The organism is Bifidobacterium crudilactis (genome assembly GCF_000738005.1).
Taxonomy (GTDB): Bacteria; Actinomycetota; Actinomycetes; order Actinomycetales; family Bifidobacteriaceae; genus Bombiscardovia; species Bombiscardovia crudilactis.
Genome location: NZ_JHAL01000002.1, coordinates 852,241 through 869,169, shown reverse-complemented (window position 1 = coordinate 869,169; position 16,929 = coordinate 852,241). Strand labels below are relative to the sequence as shown.

At 57.5% G+C, this 16,929-nt stretch carries 13 protein-coding genes and 1 tRNA gene; 11 read left to right on the top strand and 3 right to left on the bottom strand.

Going from position 1 to position 16,929, the window contains the following annotated elements; all coding sequences use genetic code 11:
- Positions 1–15: 15 nt before the first annotated feature.
- The gene (locus DB51_RS05915; RefSeq protein ID WP_051867323.1) at positions 16–1,344 is read left to right on the top strand and encodes a uracil-xanthine permease family protein; all 1,329 of its coding nucleotides are present in this window, start codon (positions 16–18) and stop codon (positions 1,342–1,344) included.
- 5 nt (positions 1,345–1,349) lie between these two features.
- On the opposite strand, the gene DB51_RS05910 is transcribed toward DB51_RS05915, so the two are convergent.
- Together DB51_RS05910 and DB51_RS05905 are read right to left on the bottom strand one after the other, a co-directional pair.
- Positions 1,350–2,225, bottom strand: a complete 876-nt coding sequence (locus DB51_RS05910; RefSeq protein WP_034252525.1) for a TrmH family RNA methyltransferase — start codon at positions 2,223–2,225, stop codon at positions 1,350–1,352.
- A 78-nt stretch (positions 2,226–2,303) separates the two neighbouring features.
- A tRNA-Leu gene (locus tag DB51_RS05905) sits at positions 2,304–2,390 on the bottom strand.
- A gap of 169 nt (positions 2,391–2,559) precedes the next feature.
- On the opposite strand from DB51_RS05905, the gene DB51_RS05900 reads away from it, so the two are divergent.
- The 7 genes from DB51_RS05900 to DB51_RS05870 all read left to right on the top strand — a co-directional run bounded on the left by DB51_RS05900 (position 2,560) and on the right by DB51_RS05870 (position 11,359).
- On the top strand, positions 2,560–3,357 hold the full coding sequence (locus DB51_RS05900; protein ID WP_034252524.1) for a 16S rRNA (uracil(1498)-N(3))-methyltransferase: 798 nt from the start codon (positions 2,560–2,562) through the stop codon (positions 3,355–3,357).
- Positions 3,358–3,460: 103 nt separating this feature from the next.
- Positions 3,461–3,799: a histidine triad nucleotide-binding protein gene (locus DB51_RS05895; RefSeq protein WP_034252522.1), complete on the top strand. Its 339-nt coding sequence runs from the start codon at positions 3,461–3,463 to the stop codon at positions 3,797–3,799.
- Between the two features lie 37 nt (positions 3,800–3,836).
- The gene (locus tag DB51_RS05890) at positions 3,837–4,943 is read left to right on the top strand and encodes a PhoH family protein (protein ID WP_034252520.1); all 1,107 of its coding nucleotides are present in this window, start codon (positions 3,837–3,839) and stop codon (positions 4,941–4,943) included.
- Positions 4,940–5,515, top strand: coding sequence for an rRNA maturation RNase YbeY (gene ybeY, locus DB51_RS05885; RefSeq protein WP_084674583.1), 576 nt, complete (start codon positions 4,940–4,942; stop codon positions 5,513–5,515). Before DB51_RS05890 ends, ybeY begins: the two co-directional genes overlap by 4 nt.
- Before the next feature lie 2 nt (positions 5,516–5,517).
- Positions 5,518–6,912: a hemolysin family protein gene (locus DB51_RS05880; RefSeq protein ID WP_034252517.1), complete on the top strand. Its 1,395-nt coding sequence runs from the start codon at positions 5,518–5,520 to the stop codon at positions 6,910–6,912.
- A gap of 3 nt (positions 6,913–6,915) precedes the next feature.
- Complete coding sequence (era, locus tag DB51_RS05875) at positions 6,916–7,962, top strand: GTPase Era (RefSeq protein WP_051867322.1); 1,047 nt, start codon at positions 6,916–6,918, stop codon at positions 7,960–7,962.
- 286 nt (positions 7,963–8,248) lie between these two features.
- Positions 8,249–11,359 carry a SpaA isopeptide-forming pilin-related protein gene (locus DB51_RS05870; protein ID WP_034252515.1) on the top strand — a complete coding sequence of 1,037 codons (3,111 nt, stop codon included), beginning with the start codon at positions 8,249–8,251 and terminating at the stop codon, positions 11,357–11,359.
- Between the two features lie 393 nt (positions 11,360–11,752).
- Here DB51_RS05870 and DB51_RS05865 read toward each other — a convergent pair whose 3' ends face one another.
- On the bottom strand, positions 11,753–13,768 hold the full coding sequence (locus DB51_RS05865; protein ID WP_034252514.1) for an AMP-dependent synthetase/ligase: 2,016 nt from the start codon (positions 13,766–13,768) through the stop codon (positions 11,753–11,755).
- A gap of 151 nt (positions 13,769–13,919) precedes the next feature.
- Here DB51_RS05865 and DB51_RS05860 point away from each other — a divergent pair, with 151 nt between their 5' ends.
- From DB51_RS05860 to DB51_RS05850, 3 genes are read left to right on the top strand one after another with little or no spacing between them, the layout of a single operon-like run.
- Complete coding sequence (locus tag DB51_RS05860) at positions 13,920–15,056, top strand: NAD(P) transhydrogenase subunit alpha (RefSeq protein WP_034252513.1); 1,137 nt, start codon at positions 13,920–13,922, stop codon at positions 15,054–15,056.
- A gap of 2 nt (positions 15,057–15,058) precedes the next feature.
- The gene (locus tag DB51_RS05855) at positions 15,059–15,412 is read left to right on the top strand and encodes an NAD(P) transhydrogenase subunit alpha part 2 (protein WP_034252512.1); all 354 of its coding nucleotides are present in this window, start codon (positions 15,059–15,061) and stop codon (positions 15,410–15,412) included.
- The gene (locus tag DB51_RS05850) at positions 15,409–16,815 is read left to right on the top strand and encodes an NAD(P)(+) transhydrogenase (Re/Si-specific) subunit beta (protein WP_034252510.1); all 1,407 of its coding nucleotides are present in this window, start codon (positions 15,409–15,411) and stop codon (positions 16,813–16,815) included. Before DB51_RS05855 ends, DB51_RS05850 begins: the two co-directional genes overlap by 4 nt.
- Positions 16,816–16,929 lie beyond the last annotated feature (114 nt).

Here is a 16,929-nt window from a genome sequence, read left to right as displayed (position 1 = left end):
CGAGAGAGAGCAGTTATGGCACAGTCAATCGGTTGGAAGTTGCACGGTGACGGCAAGACGCTGGCACCGGGTGAGGTCGTGGAGCCCGACGAACGTCTGACATGGCCGAGGACCATCGGCATCGGCGCTCAGCATGTTATCGCCATGTTCGGCGCGACCTTCCTCGTCCCGATTCTTACTCATTTCGACCCATCAACCACGCTGTTCTTCACCGCTGTGGCGACCGCGCTGTTCCTGCTGATCAACAAGAACAAGCTGCCAAGCTATCTTGGTAGCTCCTTCGGATTCATCGCTCCCATCGCGGCGGTGGCGAGTGCGAATAAAGGCCTGGCCGTGGCGAGCTTCGGCATCCTCATCACCGGAGCGCTGCTAGCGGTCGTCGGACTGATCGTCCACTTTGCGGGAGCGAAGTGGATTGATATGCTGATGCCTCCTGTGGTAAATGGAGCGGTGGTGGCCATCATCGGCTTCAACCTTGCGCCATCCGCCTGGACGAACTTCAAGGGCGCTCCGATAACGGCCTTGGTGACGCTGCTCGCCGTCATGCTCATCGGCGTGTTATCTAAGGGAATGATTGGCAGGCTGAACATCCTGCTTGGGGTTTTGGTCGGTTACGCCTTCGCGTATTTCAGAGGCGAAGTGAAGCTGTCCGCCATCGAACAGGCCGCGTGGATAGGCCTGCCGAAGTTCCATCTTCCACAAGCCGACATGAGCATTCTGCCGATGTTCATACCAGTGGTCCTGGTGCTTATTGCCGAGAACATCGGACATGTGAAGTCCGTGTCGCTGATGACCGGGCGCAATTATGACAAGCAGATGGGCACAGCGCTGTTCTCGGACGGCCTGGGTACGATGCTGGCTGGATTCGGTGGCGGTTCGGGAACCACCACATACGCCGAGAACATCGGTGTGATGGCGGCCACCAAAGTCTATTCGACGGCTGCGTATTGGTGCGCCGCGGCTTTCGCCTTCATACTCGCGCTCTGCCCGAAGTTCGGGGCGGTCATCAACTCCATTCCGCAAGGCGTGCTCGGCGGCGTGACCACGCTGCTGTACGGCATGATCGGCATGCTTGGTGTGCGTATCTGGGTTGAGAACAAGGTTGATTTCGGGCAGAACGTCAACATGATGGTCGGAGCCGTCACGATGATTGTCGGCATCGCCAACTTCACCTTCGCCATCGGCGGCGTGAGCTTCAACGGCATCGCCATCGGTTCGGTCGCGGTCCTGGTGCTGTACCACGGATTGACAGCCATCGGGCGAGCCACAGGTGCAATCGCCAAAGACGAGACCACGGTTGCGACCACGGCGTCAGCCGAAGGCTCGAAAACCGTTCATGAGTGAGGGCCTTATTCGGTTTCCATTCCTGAGGTAGCCCAGAAGGCCACGGCGCTGGAGGCGGCGACATTCAAGCTGTCCACGCCGTGGCTCATTGCTATCTTGACGGTCAAATCGGCATGGGCGATGGTCCTGTGGGACAGTCCATCGCCTTCCGTGCCAAAGATCAGTGCCAGTTTCCCTATGTGCCGAGGGTCCTGTGGGTCGGCGTGCAGGCGGGAGACCAGTGCGCTCATTGAAATCGAATCGTGTTCCAAAGCCATGGCCGCGGTGGTGAATCCCAGGTCGTGCAGCTCTTCGACACCGTGTTCGGGCCATGCGGATTTGTCGTCGTCGCATATACGCGTCCAGGGAACCTGGAAAACGGTGCCCATCGACACGCGTGCCGCCCTGCGGTACAGCGGGTCCGCACACGAGGGCGTCAGAAGCACCGCATCGATGTTCAGAGCCGCTGCGGAACGCATGATGGCGCCGACATTGGTGTGGTCCACGATGTTCTCCATCACGGCGATGCGAGTGGCATCACGGCATAGTTCCCGTACCGATGGAAGCGTCCATCGTTTCATCGCGCTGAGCGCACCGCGGTGAAGCCTGTAGCCGGTGATGCGCTTGAGCTGTTCGGGTGTAGCGACATATACGGGTATATCCGGCCCCCAGTGTGCATCCACGAAGGCGAAGGTGTCGCTCATGCCGTCAAGCCAAGGTTCCTCGACGAGGAAGGATTTCACCTCGACGCCTGCATCGAGAGCGCGGGTGATGACTTTCGGGGATTCGGCGATGAATACACCCTTCTCGGGTTCGAGTCGGTTACGGAGTTGAAGCTCGGTGAGATGCGTGTATTCGGCGATCTGCATGTCCTCGATGCTGTCGATATGTACCAGATGCATGACATCCCACCATCCTGAGCCGTGAAGGCGAATACGTGAAAACAAAAAATCGGGAGTCATAAAGACTCCCGATATCTGTGTCCGGAGCGGGACTTGAACCCGCACGCCTGTATAAATAGGCACTAGCACCTCAAGCTAGCGCGTCTACCATTCCGCCACCCGGACATATGCTGTTTAGGCAACGGATGAAACTATAACACAAATTCTTTCCTGTGGTGACCCGTGTCGTGTCGGTGATGAAAGATGCTGCGATATCGACGTTGTTCGAAGCTGCTTGGAGCAACGATGTGCTCCTTCGCTATGCACTTTCGCCGGTCACGGTACTCTGGTGTCCATGACTGAAGCGCTGTTCCTGTTCGACCCCACAAGTGACGATGCCCATATCCAGAGCGATGAGCTGCATTCCGGGTGGAATATCACACTGCCGCAGAGTGTGAGAAGGCATGCCATCCAGGTGATGAGACTCGGCCGGGGTGACGAATTGGAACTGTCAGACGGCAAAGGTCTGCGCATCCAGGCTCGCATCGAGAACGAGCAGTCCGGCGTGGTGAAAATTATCTCCGTGGGCAAAGAGGACCGGCCGGTATTGCGATTGGCCCTGATACAGGCTCTGGCCAAGGGTGGCCATGACGAGCAGGCCATCGATATGGCCACGCAGATCGGAGCAGATGCGATTGTTCCCTGGCAAAGCGGTCGCTCCATCGCGCGATGGAAGGAAGGCCGTACCGACCGCAAGTGGGCGCAGACCCTGCAATCCGCAACCGAACAGTCGCGACGCTCATGGCTTCCCGAGCTCGCCGATCATGTGAGCAGCAAGCAGATTGTGGCGATATGCCAACGCGCCAACGTTCACGGGGATGTGGTGATTGTGCTTCATCAGGATGCAACAGAGACCTGGTCTCAGATTGAAGACGCCGTCAATGACATGGCGGCAAGGAGTCTTGCCGATGCACGGCCCCGAACGGTTTCCGTCGTGGTCGGACCGGAAGGCGGTATCAGCGACGAGGAAATCGGCATGTTTCGAGATGCGGGCGCGAAGTGCTGCGTGTTGGGCAGCAATATCCTCCGGGCCTCATGCGCCGGAGCCGTCGCCTTGTCGCTCCTATCCAGGACGCTCGGGCGGTGGTCGTAGCCCGCCCAGTTGGCGTGTGGATGAACAGGAGAACGTGATATAGGCGAATATCCCTCTCGGGCAATAGCATGGTACCGGAAGTGACGTTATCGAAGGAGTCAGCATGAGCGATAGTGAAGGCTGCCTGTTCTGCAGCATTGTCAAAGGGGAAGTTCCCAGCACGAAGGTCTACGAGGACGAGCAGGTGTTCGCATTCGAAGACATCGCACCGAAAGCCAAGGTGCATGTGCTGATTGTGCCGAAAAAACATGTCGCCTCCGTAGCGGAATTGGCAGACAGCGATTCGCGAACCCTGGCGCATATCGTCGATGTCGCGCGGGACATTGCAAGGGAACGGTACAACGGTTCCTTCAGACTGGTGTTCAACACCGGCGCGGATGCCGGTCAGACGGTGTTTCACGCACACGCCCATGTGCTTACGGGCGAGGTTCTGGACGAGTAGCGTATTACCATTGAAACAGAAATAGAGAAAGGCTTCCGTGGCCACAACTACACGCACCATCACGATTCCATCGGAACTCGATCCGGTGGCCGTACTCGGGCCGGTCGACGAGGTAATCAGGGAAGTGGAACGTGCCTTCCCCGAACTCACCATCATCGTTCGTGGCAATCGCGTGGCTATCATGTCGCGAAGCCGGCAGACAGAGGCGCAGGCCGCCAAGGCGCAGGATGTGGTGAGCGCCATCATAGATGCCGCGTACTCCGCGCCGATGGACGCGGATACGGTCCGACGCATGATCGAGACGCAGCAGATTCATACGCACCGCAACGTCGAACGAGAAGCCTCGTCACTGTTGCGCAAAGACAGGCGGCCGGGGAAAACCATGAATGTGCCTGGTGTGATCACCTACGCGGCGGGTGTGCCGGTTCGTCCCAAAACGGCAGGGCAGGTCTCCTATGTCAATGCCATTGAGACGCATACCATCACCTTCGCCATCGGCCCCGCGGGAACAGGCAAGACCTATCTGGCTGTGGCCAAGGCCGTCCGTGCGTTCCAGAACAAGGAAGTCAGCAGAATCATCCTGACCAGGCCAGCGGTCGAAGCCGGAGAAAACCTGGGATTCCTTCCGGGTACCTTGAACGAGAAGGTAGACCCGTATCTGAGACCGCTGTACGACGCGCTTTCCGATATGTTGGGCGGCGACCAGATGCGCAGATACATGGATGACGGCACCATTGAGGTGGCACCCCTGGCGTACATGCGCGGCAGAACGCTGAACGATGCCTTCGTGATTCTCGACGAGGCGCAGAACACCACCGAACAGCAGATGAAAATGTTTCTGACGCGATTGGGATTCAACACCCGCATGGTGGTCACCGGCGATATTACCCAAATCGACCTGGCCGTACCTAAGTCCGGACTGGCCACCATCGAAAGCATTCTTCACGGCATAGACGACATCGCATTCGCGCATCTGGATGCGAGCGACGTCGTCCGTCACGAGCTTGTCGGCAAAATCGTGCAGGCGTACGACCGCCGGGCGCAGCGTGGTCTCGAACGTGAAGCGAAACGACAGTCGGCGCAAGGCTCACCGGAAAAGCCTTCGCAAGCGAAAGACACGGCACCGGCAGACAGGGAATCATGAGCGTCGAAGTCACCAATGAAACGCAGTGGAATATTGAGCCCAAGATTTTCTCCGACCTGGGCATCTGGGTATTGGACCAGATGAGGGTCAGCACGCAGTCGGATCTCACCGTGCTGTTCTATGAGCCGGAGGCCATCGCGGAACTCCACGAACGCTGGATGAACCTTTCCGGCCCAACAGATGTCATGAGTTTTCCGATGGACGAACTGCGCCCCGGCGACGGTAAAACCGTTGTCGAAGGCATTCTGGGCGATATCGTCATATGCCCCGAGGTTGCGCGCCAGCAGGCGCTCGCAGCTGGGCATACGACCATGGAGGAGATGCTGCTGCTGGCCATCCATGGCATGCTGCATCTGCTGGGCTACGACCACACCACCAGCGAGCAGGAACGGCAGATGTTCGGTTTGCAGAGGCAACTGCTGCTGACCTTCCTTGCTCAACTTCCGGTAGGTACCACCCAGGCGTGGCTTGAGGACGGGGACAGCAGTGCGACGGCAAGCCCCGCCGGCCAAGGAGCGACAAGGATTTCCGGGGCAGACGGCGACGTGCCGAAGAAGGATGTTGAGGAGTGAGCATGGAGGCTGAACTACTTGTGCTTGTGGTGCTGATGGTGATTCTTGCCTCGGCGTTGGTGTGGCTGTCGCTTATCATGGCTGCCACCGAGGGAGCGGTATCCAGGGTTACCAGAGCAAGCCTGAACAATCTGATTCTTGAGGTTCAGACCGATTTGGATTTGGGCCAGTTCTCAAGGATGAAGAGAATCGAGAAGATTCACCGTGTGCAGCGTCTGATATCAGACCGATACGCCACGGCAGGGTCCTGCGCGTTCTTCCGTATCGTCTGCAATGTCCTCGACGGCGCGTTGGTGGTCGCGATTGTCTCGCTCTTCCACTTGCCGCTATGGATAGGTGTGCTCTGCGGACTGGTCTTCGCCCTCATCGTGGCTTTCGTTTCCATCCTGGTCAGGCCCAGAGTGGCTGGGGCCTCCAAACCCCTCGACATCATGCTGGCCTATGCCAGAATCACCGCTGTGGCCACCCGACTGACGCCTTTTGCGAAAGCCCGCAATCCCAATAAGGGCAGGAAACACGGCAAGGATGTCAGTCTCTCCGATGACGAGGAGTTGGAGAAGATCCAGCTCGAACAGGGTCGCGCCATGGTCGATAGGCTTGTGGAAACGAACGGTTTCGACCCCGAGGTTTCGGAGATGCTGCGCAATGTGCTGACACTGTCCGATACCTTGACCAGGGAAATCATGGTGCCTCGCACGGATATGATTTGCGTGGACCAACAGGTTTCCCTTCGCTCGGCCCTGAAGCTGTTCTCACGTTCGGGCTTCTCCCGAATCCCGGTTATCGGGGAGGATGTCGACGATCTGGTCGGTGTCGCGTATTTGAAGGATGCCGTCAAGACCGTGGCGTTCAATCCTGCGGCTGATGTGCGCACCATCGCCTCCGTGTGCAGGGAGCCCATGCTCGTCCCGGAGTCGAAGCCCGTGGATGATTTGTTCCATCACATGCAGCAGACACGACAGCACGTGGCGATTGTGGTCGACGAGTACGGCGGCATCGCCGGCATGGTCACCATCGAGGATGCCATCGAGCAGATTGTCGGTGAGCTTGAGGATGAGCACGACCGTACCCAGCATCAGGAGCCGGAGCAGGTCGGCGCTTCGACGTGGAAGCTCCCTGCCAGAACGTCAATCGCGGATTTGGAAGAGTTGTTCGAGATTGACATTGACGAGGACGATGTCGACACCGTGTACGGCCTGTTGACGAAGGTGCTGGGAAGAGTTCCCATCGTCGGCTCTTCGGCAGTGGTCAGAGGTCTGCGATTGACTGCGGTGGACTCGGCCGGAAGGCGCAAGAAGGTGTCGACGATTCTGGTGGAACCGGCAGCAACGCAACGTGATGACCAGGATGAAGCAGTGGCACAGGATGACGAAACAACAGCGGATGAACAGGAGTAATCAATGACTTTGAGCGCAACACCACTGGCCGATGGCAGGGAGAGCGCCGAGGATGCGGATGGTTCCGCGTACCGTTCAGGTTTCGTAGCGGTGGTCGGCAGGCCGAACGTCGGTAAATCGACTCTGACCAACGCGCTGATTGGCACGCAGATTGCCATAGCGTCTTCACGACCTGAAACCACTCGAAAGGCGATTCGTGGCATTCTGACACTGGACCATGCGCAGTTGGTGTTGGTGGATACTCCCGGCATTCATCGTCCGCGCACTCTGCTGGGACAGCGGCTCAACGATATGGTGGATGAGTCGCTCAGCGAAGTTGATGCCATCGCCTTCCTGCTGCCGGCCGACCAGGAAATCGGTCCCGGAGATACCAGGATTCTGGCGCGTCTGCGTTCACAGTATGGCAAGGGAGATGAGGGCAAGGCAGGATGGAAGATTCCTGTTATCGCTGTCATCACCAAAATCGACACTCTCGACAGGGAAGCTCTGATCAGCAAACTCATCGAGGTTGAGCAGTTCGGCGCTTTTACCGAAATCGTTCCAGTGAGCGCCCTCGAGCATGACAACCTTGATGAGGTGCGCTCATTGCTGGTCAATGCGATGCCCGAAGGCCCGAAGATGTATCCGGATGAACAGATAAGCGAAGAACGCCCGGAGGACACCATAGCCGAGCTGGTTCGCGGTGCATTCCTTGAAGAACTCGATGACGAATTGCCTCATTCACTGGCTGTTGTCGTGGACTCGGTCATTTACCCCGATAACGACGATGACGACGATGACGACAGCGCTGCCTTCGGTGATGCCAACAATGCGGTGGGAGCCGCCAATCCCACGGACAAGGTCCGCGTGCTGGTGTCCATCTATGTTGAGCGCGACTCGCAGAAACCCATCATCATAGGCAAAGGTGCCCAGCATCTCGTCCAAGTGAAGAAGCGTCTGCGCACACCCGTCAACCGCATCATCGGCAGAAAAGCCAAGCTCGAGCTGCATGTCAAAGTCGCCAAAGGTTGGCAGTCCGACCCGAAGAAGCTCGCCAGGTTGGGCTTTTAGTACGCAGAACTTGGCACGGCTTGTCTCTGATATATAAAATGCTTTAAGCTGCTGAGGTAAATACGAACATGCTGTACTATATTGTTCATCATGTTCGTCGCATGTTCCTTTCGCTGATTCCAGGTGTTTCGCTGGGTTAAGAACGGTCGCGGGGGGGGGGTGCTGTTTTCGCTTCGGTGGTGGTGCTCTCATGGGTCGGATTCGTGCGTTTGTTGCTCTTTTCCCAGTATCCCGAGGGAGCGAGGTGCATCGAAGGGCTCTTGCTGTTTCCGCATTCGTACTTTCTATGTTCATGCTGCTTACCGGAGTGCTGGTGGCGTTGCCGGTCGAGCATGCTGAGGCTGATTCATTTGACTTGGGGCCGGATGGGTATTTCAGCACTATGAGCGATGGTGAGATGCCCATGCGGTCTGAGGGTGCGACTGCGGATGGTGCTCGTAAGGTGTTGTTCGGCAAGTCGGGGAGCGCTATACCGAATGCGGCGAAGATGGTTGAGTCGGGTGATGCTGATACTGCTCAGGTTGATGGCAAGTACCTGGTTTTGGGTAAAGGGCCTAACGACAACACGGAAAATCGTTCTCCGAGGGCAAATAATACGCATTATTCGTGGGTGTGGTCGAAGACGACGCAGTTGGCTCCGAACGAGGTGTTGTTGTGGGCGGATGACGTGATAACCACCCCGTTCACGTTTGCTGCTGGTTCGCTGTGCAGCGGGTATCCGTGTAACACGTTCGATGCTGGTATTGCTGACACTGAGACCAAGCGGGCGTCGGTTGAGTCGTATGTGGCTAAGGTGTCTCAGCAGTTGGGTTCTGACACGTATTATTCTGATGTCGAGTTGAACCAGATGGGTGCTACGACGCAGTTGCCCGGGGTTTGTACCAAGGGCGCGGCTGCGGGCTGTAGTTCTGGGTTTAATTCTTCTGATCAGACCGATTCTGTGGGTTCGTATCGCGTGTTTCCGTTATCGACGGGTGATATGGCAGAGTATTTCAATGCCGATGATGGCATTAGTAATACTGCTGAAAACAACAAACGTCAGTGCCCTGAAACTGCTTGTAATAGTGCCAACGGTGCTTCTGGCTCTTGGTTGCGTTCTGCTTACTGGATCAGCGCATACGTTGCGCTCGGTGTGAGGTACGACGGTTACCCGGACTATTACTATACGGACGTCACCGGTCTCGGGTTGCGGCCTGCTGTTCGTTTGGAGCTTGATAATCTGTTGTTGTCTGCGCATAGTGGGAATCAGTCTCAGGTGTTGAATGCTCCGGACAGTGCTTCTCCTGATTCGTTGCGGTTAACGTTTGTGGATGCTGAGACGAGTGTGGTGTTGTCGAAGACCCCGTATATCGAGCAGGATGCTGGTGTCGGTGGCAAGTGGGTGTTGAGGGATTTGGAGGGTTCTTCGAATCTGGAGTCTCAGTCTGGGTTGGGTTGGAAGCTGGTTGACCCTGAGGATGTTTCGGGTGGGGTGGTGGCTTCGGGGCGGACGAATTATGATGCGGCGGCGAAGTCGGATGGCAATATGGTGGTGCCGTGCGAGACGCTGACGCCTGGTAAGGATTACATCTTGTCGATGTGGGGTCAGCAGGATGGTTCGGATACTGTTGGCTGGTCGAATCGTGCGACGGTGCCGGTGACGGGTACGGTCACGGCGGATGGTGATGGTGTGTGTGCGTTGAATATTAAGTCTCCTCCTTCCTATGGCATTGAGTTGACGGGGCGGTCTGATGGCGCGTTGACGGCGTACAAAATCGGTGATTACAGCGGTGAGGTGTTTGATCAGACTGGTGCGTTGAAGAGCGTGCGGTTGGATACGCCTACCGTTCCCAGTGGGTTGAAGACGGTGTTGAAGAATGCTGCCGAGACTGCTGGTGGTAGTGATGTGGATGCGGGTAATCCGATGGGTTGGGTGGCGTCGCAGTGGCTTGGCTATCCGACTGACCCGTTGTCGGATGATGTGACGAGTGCGTTTAGTCCGTATGCGGGGAGTTTGCAGGTGTTCGCCCAGGAGTTGGCGAAGCATACGGATGCTTTGGGTGCTTCTGCTGGGAGTTTGCCCGCTGGTACGTTCCCTCAGCCTGAGTCGACGGAGACGCTGCCGGTGTCTGGTCCTGGTTTGTATCTGATTGTGGATTCGACGCAGTCGTCTGGTGGTTCTCTGCCGATTATCGTGGGCACGAAGGTGTTCAACGAGGCGTTGGAGGATGTGGTCGAGGACGGGATGGTGGATTTCGCTGACGCGGGGGTGAAGGGCAAGCCGCGTTTGGGCCGGGCCGCGTTGAAGACGAGCGTCACGGATGTGGCGAAGCGTGTGGTAAACGATGATGGGTTGGATGGTTTCGATGTGGGTAGTGTGGTGGAGTTTGAGGTAGCGTTGCGGGTGCCTGAGTTGTCGACCGCGTTCGCGTCGTCGTCGGTGTCGTATGGCTCGTATGTGTTCGGGGTTGAGGATGCGGTGAAGGATGGATTGGTGTTGCAGTCGGGCACGGTTGAGGTGTTCGTGGATGCGCTCTCGCCCACCGAGCCGGTTGATATTGCTTCAACTGGGGTGTCTGTCGTGGTGGCTGGTGATGGGAAGACTCTGCGTGTGGATGGGTTGAAGGCCTTGTTCGCGACGGATGGTGCTTCTCCGGTGGCGAACAAGACCAGTGTGCCTGTGGGGTCGTTGATTCGTGTCCGGTATGCGGCGGTGTTGGCTGCTGGGGATGGTACCAGGTATGCGGCTCCTGGTGGTGGTAATACTGTGGCGAATGTGAATGAGGTGAAGCTGACTCGTTCCCATGCGGGTACGGCGACTACCGGTTGGGCGGATAACGAGGATGGCACGGAGTGGAAGACTGCTGCGTCGAATGTGTATTCGTTCAAGGTGGATGTGGTGAAGGTGGATAAGGATGATGCATCGAAGAAGCTTGGTGGCGCGACGTTCAAGGTGAGCCGTGACGGGAATCCGTTGAAGTTCAAGGAGCTGTCGGACGGGGTGTATCGCTTGGATGCTACGGGCGGAGCAGAGGTGGAGACCGCATCGGATGGTACGGGCAAGCTCACGTTGCTGGGTGTTGAGGCTCGTGAACTCTCGTTCAAGGAGACGAAGGCTCCTGACGAGTATTTCAAGGTGTCTGATTTCGGTGTGGAGGTGGTTCCCGTGTGGTACCCGAATGCCACCGAGGTGGAGTTGGCGTCGTATCGTACCAGTGGCACGAACCTCGCGTATGTGAGTCAGGACGGGCATTCGGTGACGGTGGCCGACCCGTCGAAGAGTCTGGCGAACCTGCCGTACACGGGTGGTGTCGGCATCCTGCTCCTGCTGATTATCGGCGGCGCGTTCCTCATGTTCGCGGTACGCCCGTACTACCTGTCGCACTGTGCGGAGGCCACCGCCAACATCCTCATCTGATGAGTGTCACGGAACTGTGCGTAATGGCACGCGCAGCACCCTCATATGGCTCCCAGGCGTGCCGATAGGCACAGTTCCGCAGATGGTGGGCGCATCCCGAGCCGAAACTGTGCAAACCAGCACGCGCAGCACCCTCATACGGCTCCCACGCGTGCTCATACGCACAGTTCCGCAGCAGCCTGAGTTGAAACTGTGCAAACCAGCACGTTAGGCCAGCAAATCGGCGTGCTTCACATGCTCATATGTACAGTTCCCATCCGCTCTGAGAGCTGTCCTAAACGAAACTGTGCATGAGTGCACGCGAAGCACAGGAATTACCAAGCCTCGCGTGCCATCATGCACAGTTTCGATTCTAGGGATGAGATGTGAGCTACAGTGGAGCAGCTCGCCCGGTTACTTGCGCGGTGTATACATCTGGGTGTTGAGCAGCTCGGTGTATCGCGAAATCACCTTCGGACGGATGACCTTCATCGAGGCGGTCAGCAGACCGTTCTCCTGAGTAAAATCTTCCGGCAGAATGATGAATTTACGGACAGACTCGGCACGGGAGACGCCTTCATTGGCTTCGTCCACGAACTTCTGAACCTCCGCCCGTACCGCGGCATTCTGTGCTGCCTGGGATACGGGCATATCCTTGTTCAGGCCCTTCGAAGCAAGCCAAGGACGCAGTGTCTCCTCGTCCAAAGTGACCAACGCGGAAATGAACGGGCGTTTATCTCCGAGAACAACCGCGCGGGAAACCACCTCAGAACGTTGAATGACTTCCTCGATGGGACCGGGGGAGACGTTCTTTCCACCGGCGGTGATGATAAGGTCCTTCTTACGGCCGGTGATGTACAGGAAACCGTCACCATCCAAACGACCCAAATCACCGGTGGCATACCAGCCGTCCTCGGTGAAGGAGCTTGCGGTTGCCTCGTCGTTCTTGTGATACCTGTGGAACACACTCGTTCCGGATATCTGAATCTCGCCATCCTTGGCGATACGCAGCGAGAAATCAGGGAAGGCAATGCCGACCGACCCTTCATGGAACGGCGTGCCCAAGGGGCTGAAGGCGCAGGGAGCCGTGGTCTCGGTAAGACCATAACCTTCGTATACCGGCACATCGGCTCCTCGGAAGAAGCTGAGCAATGCCGGGTCCAGAGGGGCTCCGCCGGAGACAATCCACTTCGCGCGTCCGCCAAGAGCCTGCCTGAGCGAGCTGTAGACCACCGGGTCGAAGAGTGCACGACGTATGCCGGTTCTCGTATTCGCCTTGCCTGATTCGGAGACCTGCCTCATGTAGTCCTGAGCCGCGACGGCAGCGGCGGCGAACACCATGCCTTTGGCTCCGTGACCGGCCTTTTGCGATGCCGCGTTGTATACCTTTTCGAATACGCGAGGCACGCCGATCATCACGGTTGGTTTGGCAACCTGCAGGTCGGATATCAAGGATTTGATGCCTTGGGCGATGAAAATCTGAATCGAACTGAATGCGCAGGCGTAGTTTATCGCTCGTGCGAATGAGTGGGCCTGGGGGAGGAACAGCAGCACCGAACCGTCGGTGTCTCCCAGAAGGTCGGGAATATACGCATTGAGGTTCACGGCGAGATTACAGTAATGCGCGTGGGTCATTTCCACGCCCTTGAGTGCCGCGGTCGAACCGGAAGTATATACGATCGAGCACAAATCGCTCGCTTTGATGGAGGCTAGACGGGCGTCGAGCTCCTCGTCGCTGACGGATGCACCGTAAGCCTGCAACTCTTCCAGAGCGCCGTTTTCCAAGCAGGCTATGCGTTGTAGGCTTTCGCATTCCTGTATGGCTCCATCGGCCTTTTCGCGCATCTCCCGAGTTTCCACAATCAGCAGGCTCGCATCGGAATTGTTCACGATGTAGCGAATCTGCTCTGCGGAATCCGTGTCGTATATTGTGGCGATGACGCCACCGACCGCCAGCACCGCGGCATCGACGATATTCCACTCGTAACTGGTGTGGCACATGAACGCCACCGAGTCACCTTTGCGCATACCTGCGTGCAACAGCCCTTTGGCGGTCGAGCGAATGTCGTTCAGGGTTTCGGTGGTGCTTCTGCTGACCCACTTGCCGTTGCGCTGGAAGTGATACATCGGCTCGTCGGGCATTGTTTGTGCTCGGGAAGCGTACAGGTCGTACACCGTCATGTCGTCGGGGATGCCGCCCGCACCCGCGGTCGAGGTGGTGAGCAGACCCGATTTCGAGTCGATTTCGGTGATGGTGGGATATCCTGTAGACCAATCGTGCACCACGGTCTCTGTGACCGCAGGCATGTTCACCGAAGAAGAGGATGCTTCGTTGCCATCAAATTCCTCGGTTTCGCGGTATCTTCCCAGGGTCGCTGCACGTTGTGCCATCGCAACAAGGTGGGATTTCGCAGATGTGATTAAAGACACGCTCTCTCCTCTATCTATACGACCTAACAACACTATCCTGTGGAATGGAGAAAGCAGCGCAGACACACGAATATGCCGCTGTACGAATAATGTATACACTGTGCATAGTGAAATCATGCAATCCCTGCATGCACGATAAGAAGGACATCGGATGGGTCTAGAAAACCGATTGATGGTGATGTACGGAATCCTATGCGAACAGGCCCCGGAGGAATCGCGGGTCGCTCTTACTCCGGATGTGGCGAGCAGACTGAAGCGTCTGAACGTGTCATGCTGCATCGAGTCCGGTGCCGGATTGGCGGCGGGTTTCAGTGACGATGACTATCGTCAGGCGAATGTCGATGTGCAGGACAGAGCATTTGTGATGTCGCGGGCGGACGCCATCGGCTTCGTCGGCAGACCGGAAGGCGATGTCATCTCCGGTCTTGCCCCCGGAACTTGGATTCTCGGTATGCTGTCTTCCTTCACGGATGAGCAGTATCTGCAAAAGCTGCAATCTGCCGGACTCGTATCCGTCGCGCTGGAACGTCTGCCAAGGCAGCTCAGCTCGGCCCAGTCGATGGACGAGATGACCTCGCAAAACTCAGTGATGGGGTATAAGGCCGCTCTTGTGGCCGCCAACGCCTATGGCTCGTTTCTGCCGATGATGACAACCGCGGCAGGGACGATACGTCCCGCGAAGGTGTTGGTTCTGGGCGCTGGAATCGCGGGACTTCAGGCGATTGGTACGGCCAAACGTCTCGGAGCCGTGGTCGCCGCCTATGACGTCAGGCCCGCGGCACGTGAGGAAATCGAATCGTTGGGCGCCAAATTCCTCGATTTGGGCATTGACCTGTCTTCAGGCCAGGGAGAAGGTGGCTATGCGCGCCAACTCACCGATAAAGAACAGGCCGAACAGCAGCGGGCGGTTGACGAGAGCGCTGCACAATTCGACATCGTCATCACCACCGCCAAGGTTCCTGGCCGAAAGCCACCGGTGCTGCTGACTTCGAACGGCGTAAACGGCCTGCACAGGGGAGCGGTCATCGTAGACTGCGCGGCCAGCGGGTTGGGCGGCAACGTCGAAGGCTCAGTTCCGGGAACCACGCTTACCGAGGGTGGAGTCACGATTCTGGGATGTCCGAATCTCGCCAGTGAGGTCGCTTCGACGGCATCTAAGCTGCTGTCGCGCAACCTCGCCGATACCTTGGCGCACTTCCTTGGCGAGAACGGCGGTCTGCACATGGACATGAGTCGAGAACTTGACAGGGCGCTCATCGTTGCCGGTCAGGCCGAGGAGGATAAGTAATCATGGAAGAACTCGTAGTTCCCATCACCATGTTCATACTGGCGTTGCTGCTGGGCGTGGAGGTCATCGGCAAGGTGCCAGCCACTCTGCACACGCCGCTGATGAGCGGTGCCAACTCCATACACGGCATCGTCATCGTCGGCGTGGTCATCGTCGCTGCGCACGCGGATTCCCCGCTGTCGTATGTGTTCATATTCCTGGCTGCGGTGCTCGGCACGATGAATGTGGTCGGAGGGTATGTGGTCACCGACCGCATGCTGGAGATGTTCAAATCATCGACACCGAAGAAGAAGGAAGACGCCGAAGGCTCTGACTCAGACAAGAAAAACGCCGCAAAGAAGGACAAAGCACTATGAGCACCATCGATATCGTCGCATGGTTCGTATATCTTCTGGCGGCTGTGATGTTCGTAATCGGACTGCACTTCATGAACTCGCCTAAATCCGCGCGCAAAGGCAATCAGATATCCGCGGCGGGTATGGTGATTGCCGTGATTATGGCCTTTGCCCATCTTTTCGCAGCAGGCTTCATCTCCTCCACGGCTGTCATCGTCCTGGTGGCTGGTGTGGCAGTCGGTGGTGTGGCAGGTGTCTACTCCGCCAAGAAGGTCAAGATGACGGATATGCCGCAATTGGTGTCCGTCTTCAATACCGTTGGCGGAGGCGCTGCGGCGCTCGTTGCCTTGAACGACATCCTTGCCTCGGCAAAGACCCCCGATACTGTCGTGTTGGTGACGGCAGGGCTCGGTGTGCTTATCGGCTCCGTGACCTTCACCGGCTCGTTGGTTGCGGCGGGCAAACTTCAGGGAATCATTCCAGGCAGGCCGTTGGCGCTGCCGGCCAAGAATCTGTGGAACCTTGCATGTGCCGTCCTTGCTGTGGCGAGCGTGGTCATGCTGGTCCTTCGACCCGAACAGAGGCTGCTCTGGTCCGTTCTGACGGCATTGTTCGCATTGCTGTACGGCCTGCTCTTCGTGTTCCCGATTGGCGGAGCGGACATGCCAGTGGTCATTTCCGTGCTCAACGCCTGCACGGGTACAGCGGTGGCCATGAGTGGTCTGGCCATCGACAATGTGGCGTTGATTATCGCGGGCGCCTTGGTGGGAGCCGCGGGCGTGACGCTGTCGGTACTGATGGCCAAGGCCATGAATCGTCCGCTTTCGAGCGTTCTGCTCGGTGGTTTCGGAGATTCGACCAGTCACGACGATGCGGACGGCCCGGAAGGAAGCATGCGCGAGACCACTGCTGATGATGTGGCCGTTCAGCTTGCCTATGCGCAAAAGGTCATTTTCACACCTGGGTTCGGACTTGCTCAGGCGCAGGCGCAACGTGAACTCGCGGATTTGGGGGAGTTGCTCAAAGCACGAGGCATTGAAGTGCTGTACGCGATTCACCCTGTCGCAGGTCGCATGCCCGGCCACATGAACGTGCTGCTTGCCGAAGCGAATGTGCCGTACGAGGAGCTCGTCGATTTGGATGACATCAATCCGCAGTTTCCCGGGGCTTCGATTTCCCTGGTCGTCGGAGCGAATGATGTCACCAATCCAGCGGCCAGGAAGCCCGGAACCGCGGTTTCGGGAATGCCGATACTCGATGTCGACAAAGCACAGAACGTTGTGGTCATCAAGCGTGGCAGAGGAAAGGGCTATGCGGGTATCGAGAACGAGCTCTACTTCACCCCGAACACGCAGATGCTCTTCGGTGACGCCAAAGCGGAGTTGCAGGCCATCATCGCGGCTGTGAAGGAACTCGACGCTTAGGATTGGTCTGATTTCGAGCACCTGGCTGAACGCCGTGTTTTCTCAGCCATGAGGTGCTCGATGGTGTTGTCGCACCCGGCGTGGTACCATACTTAGCAGAGCTTTGGCGAGGGA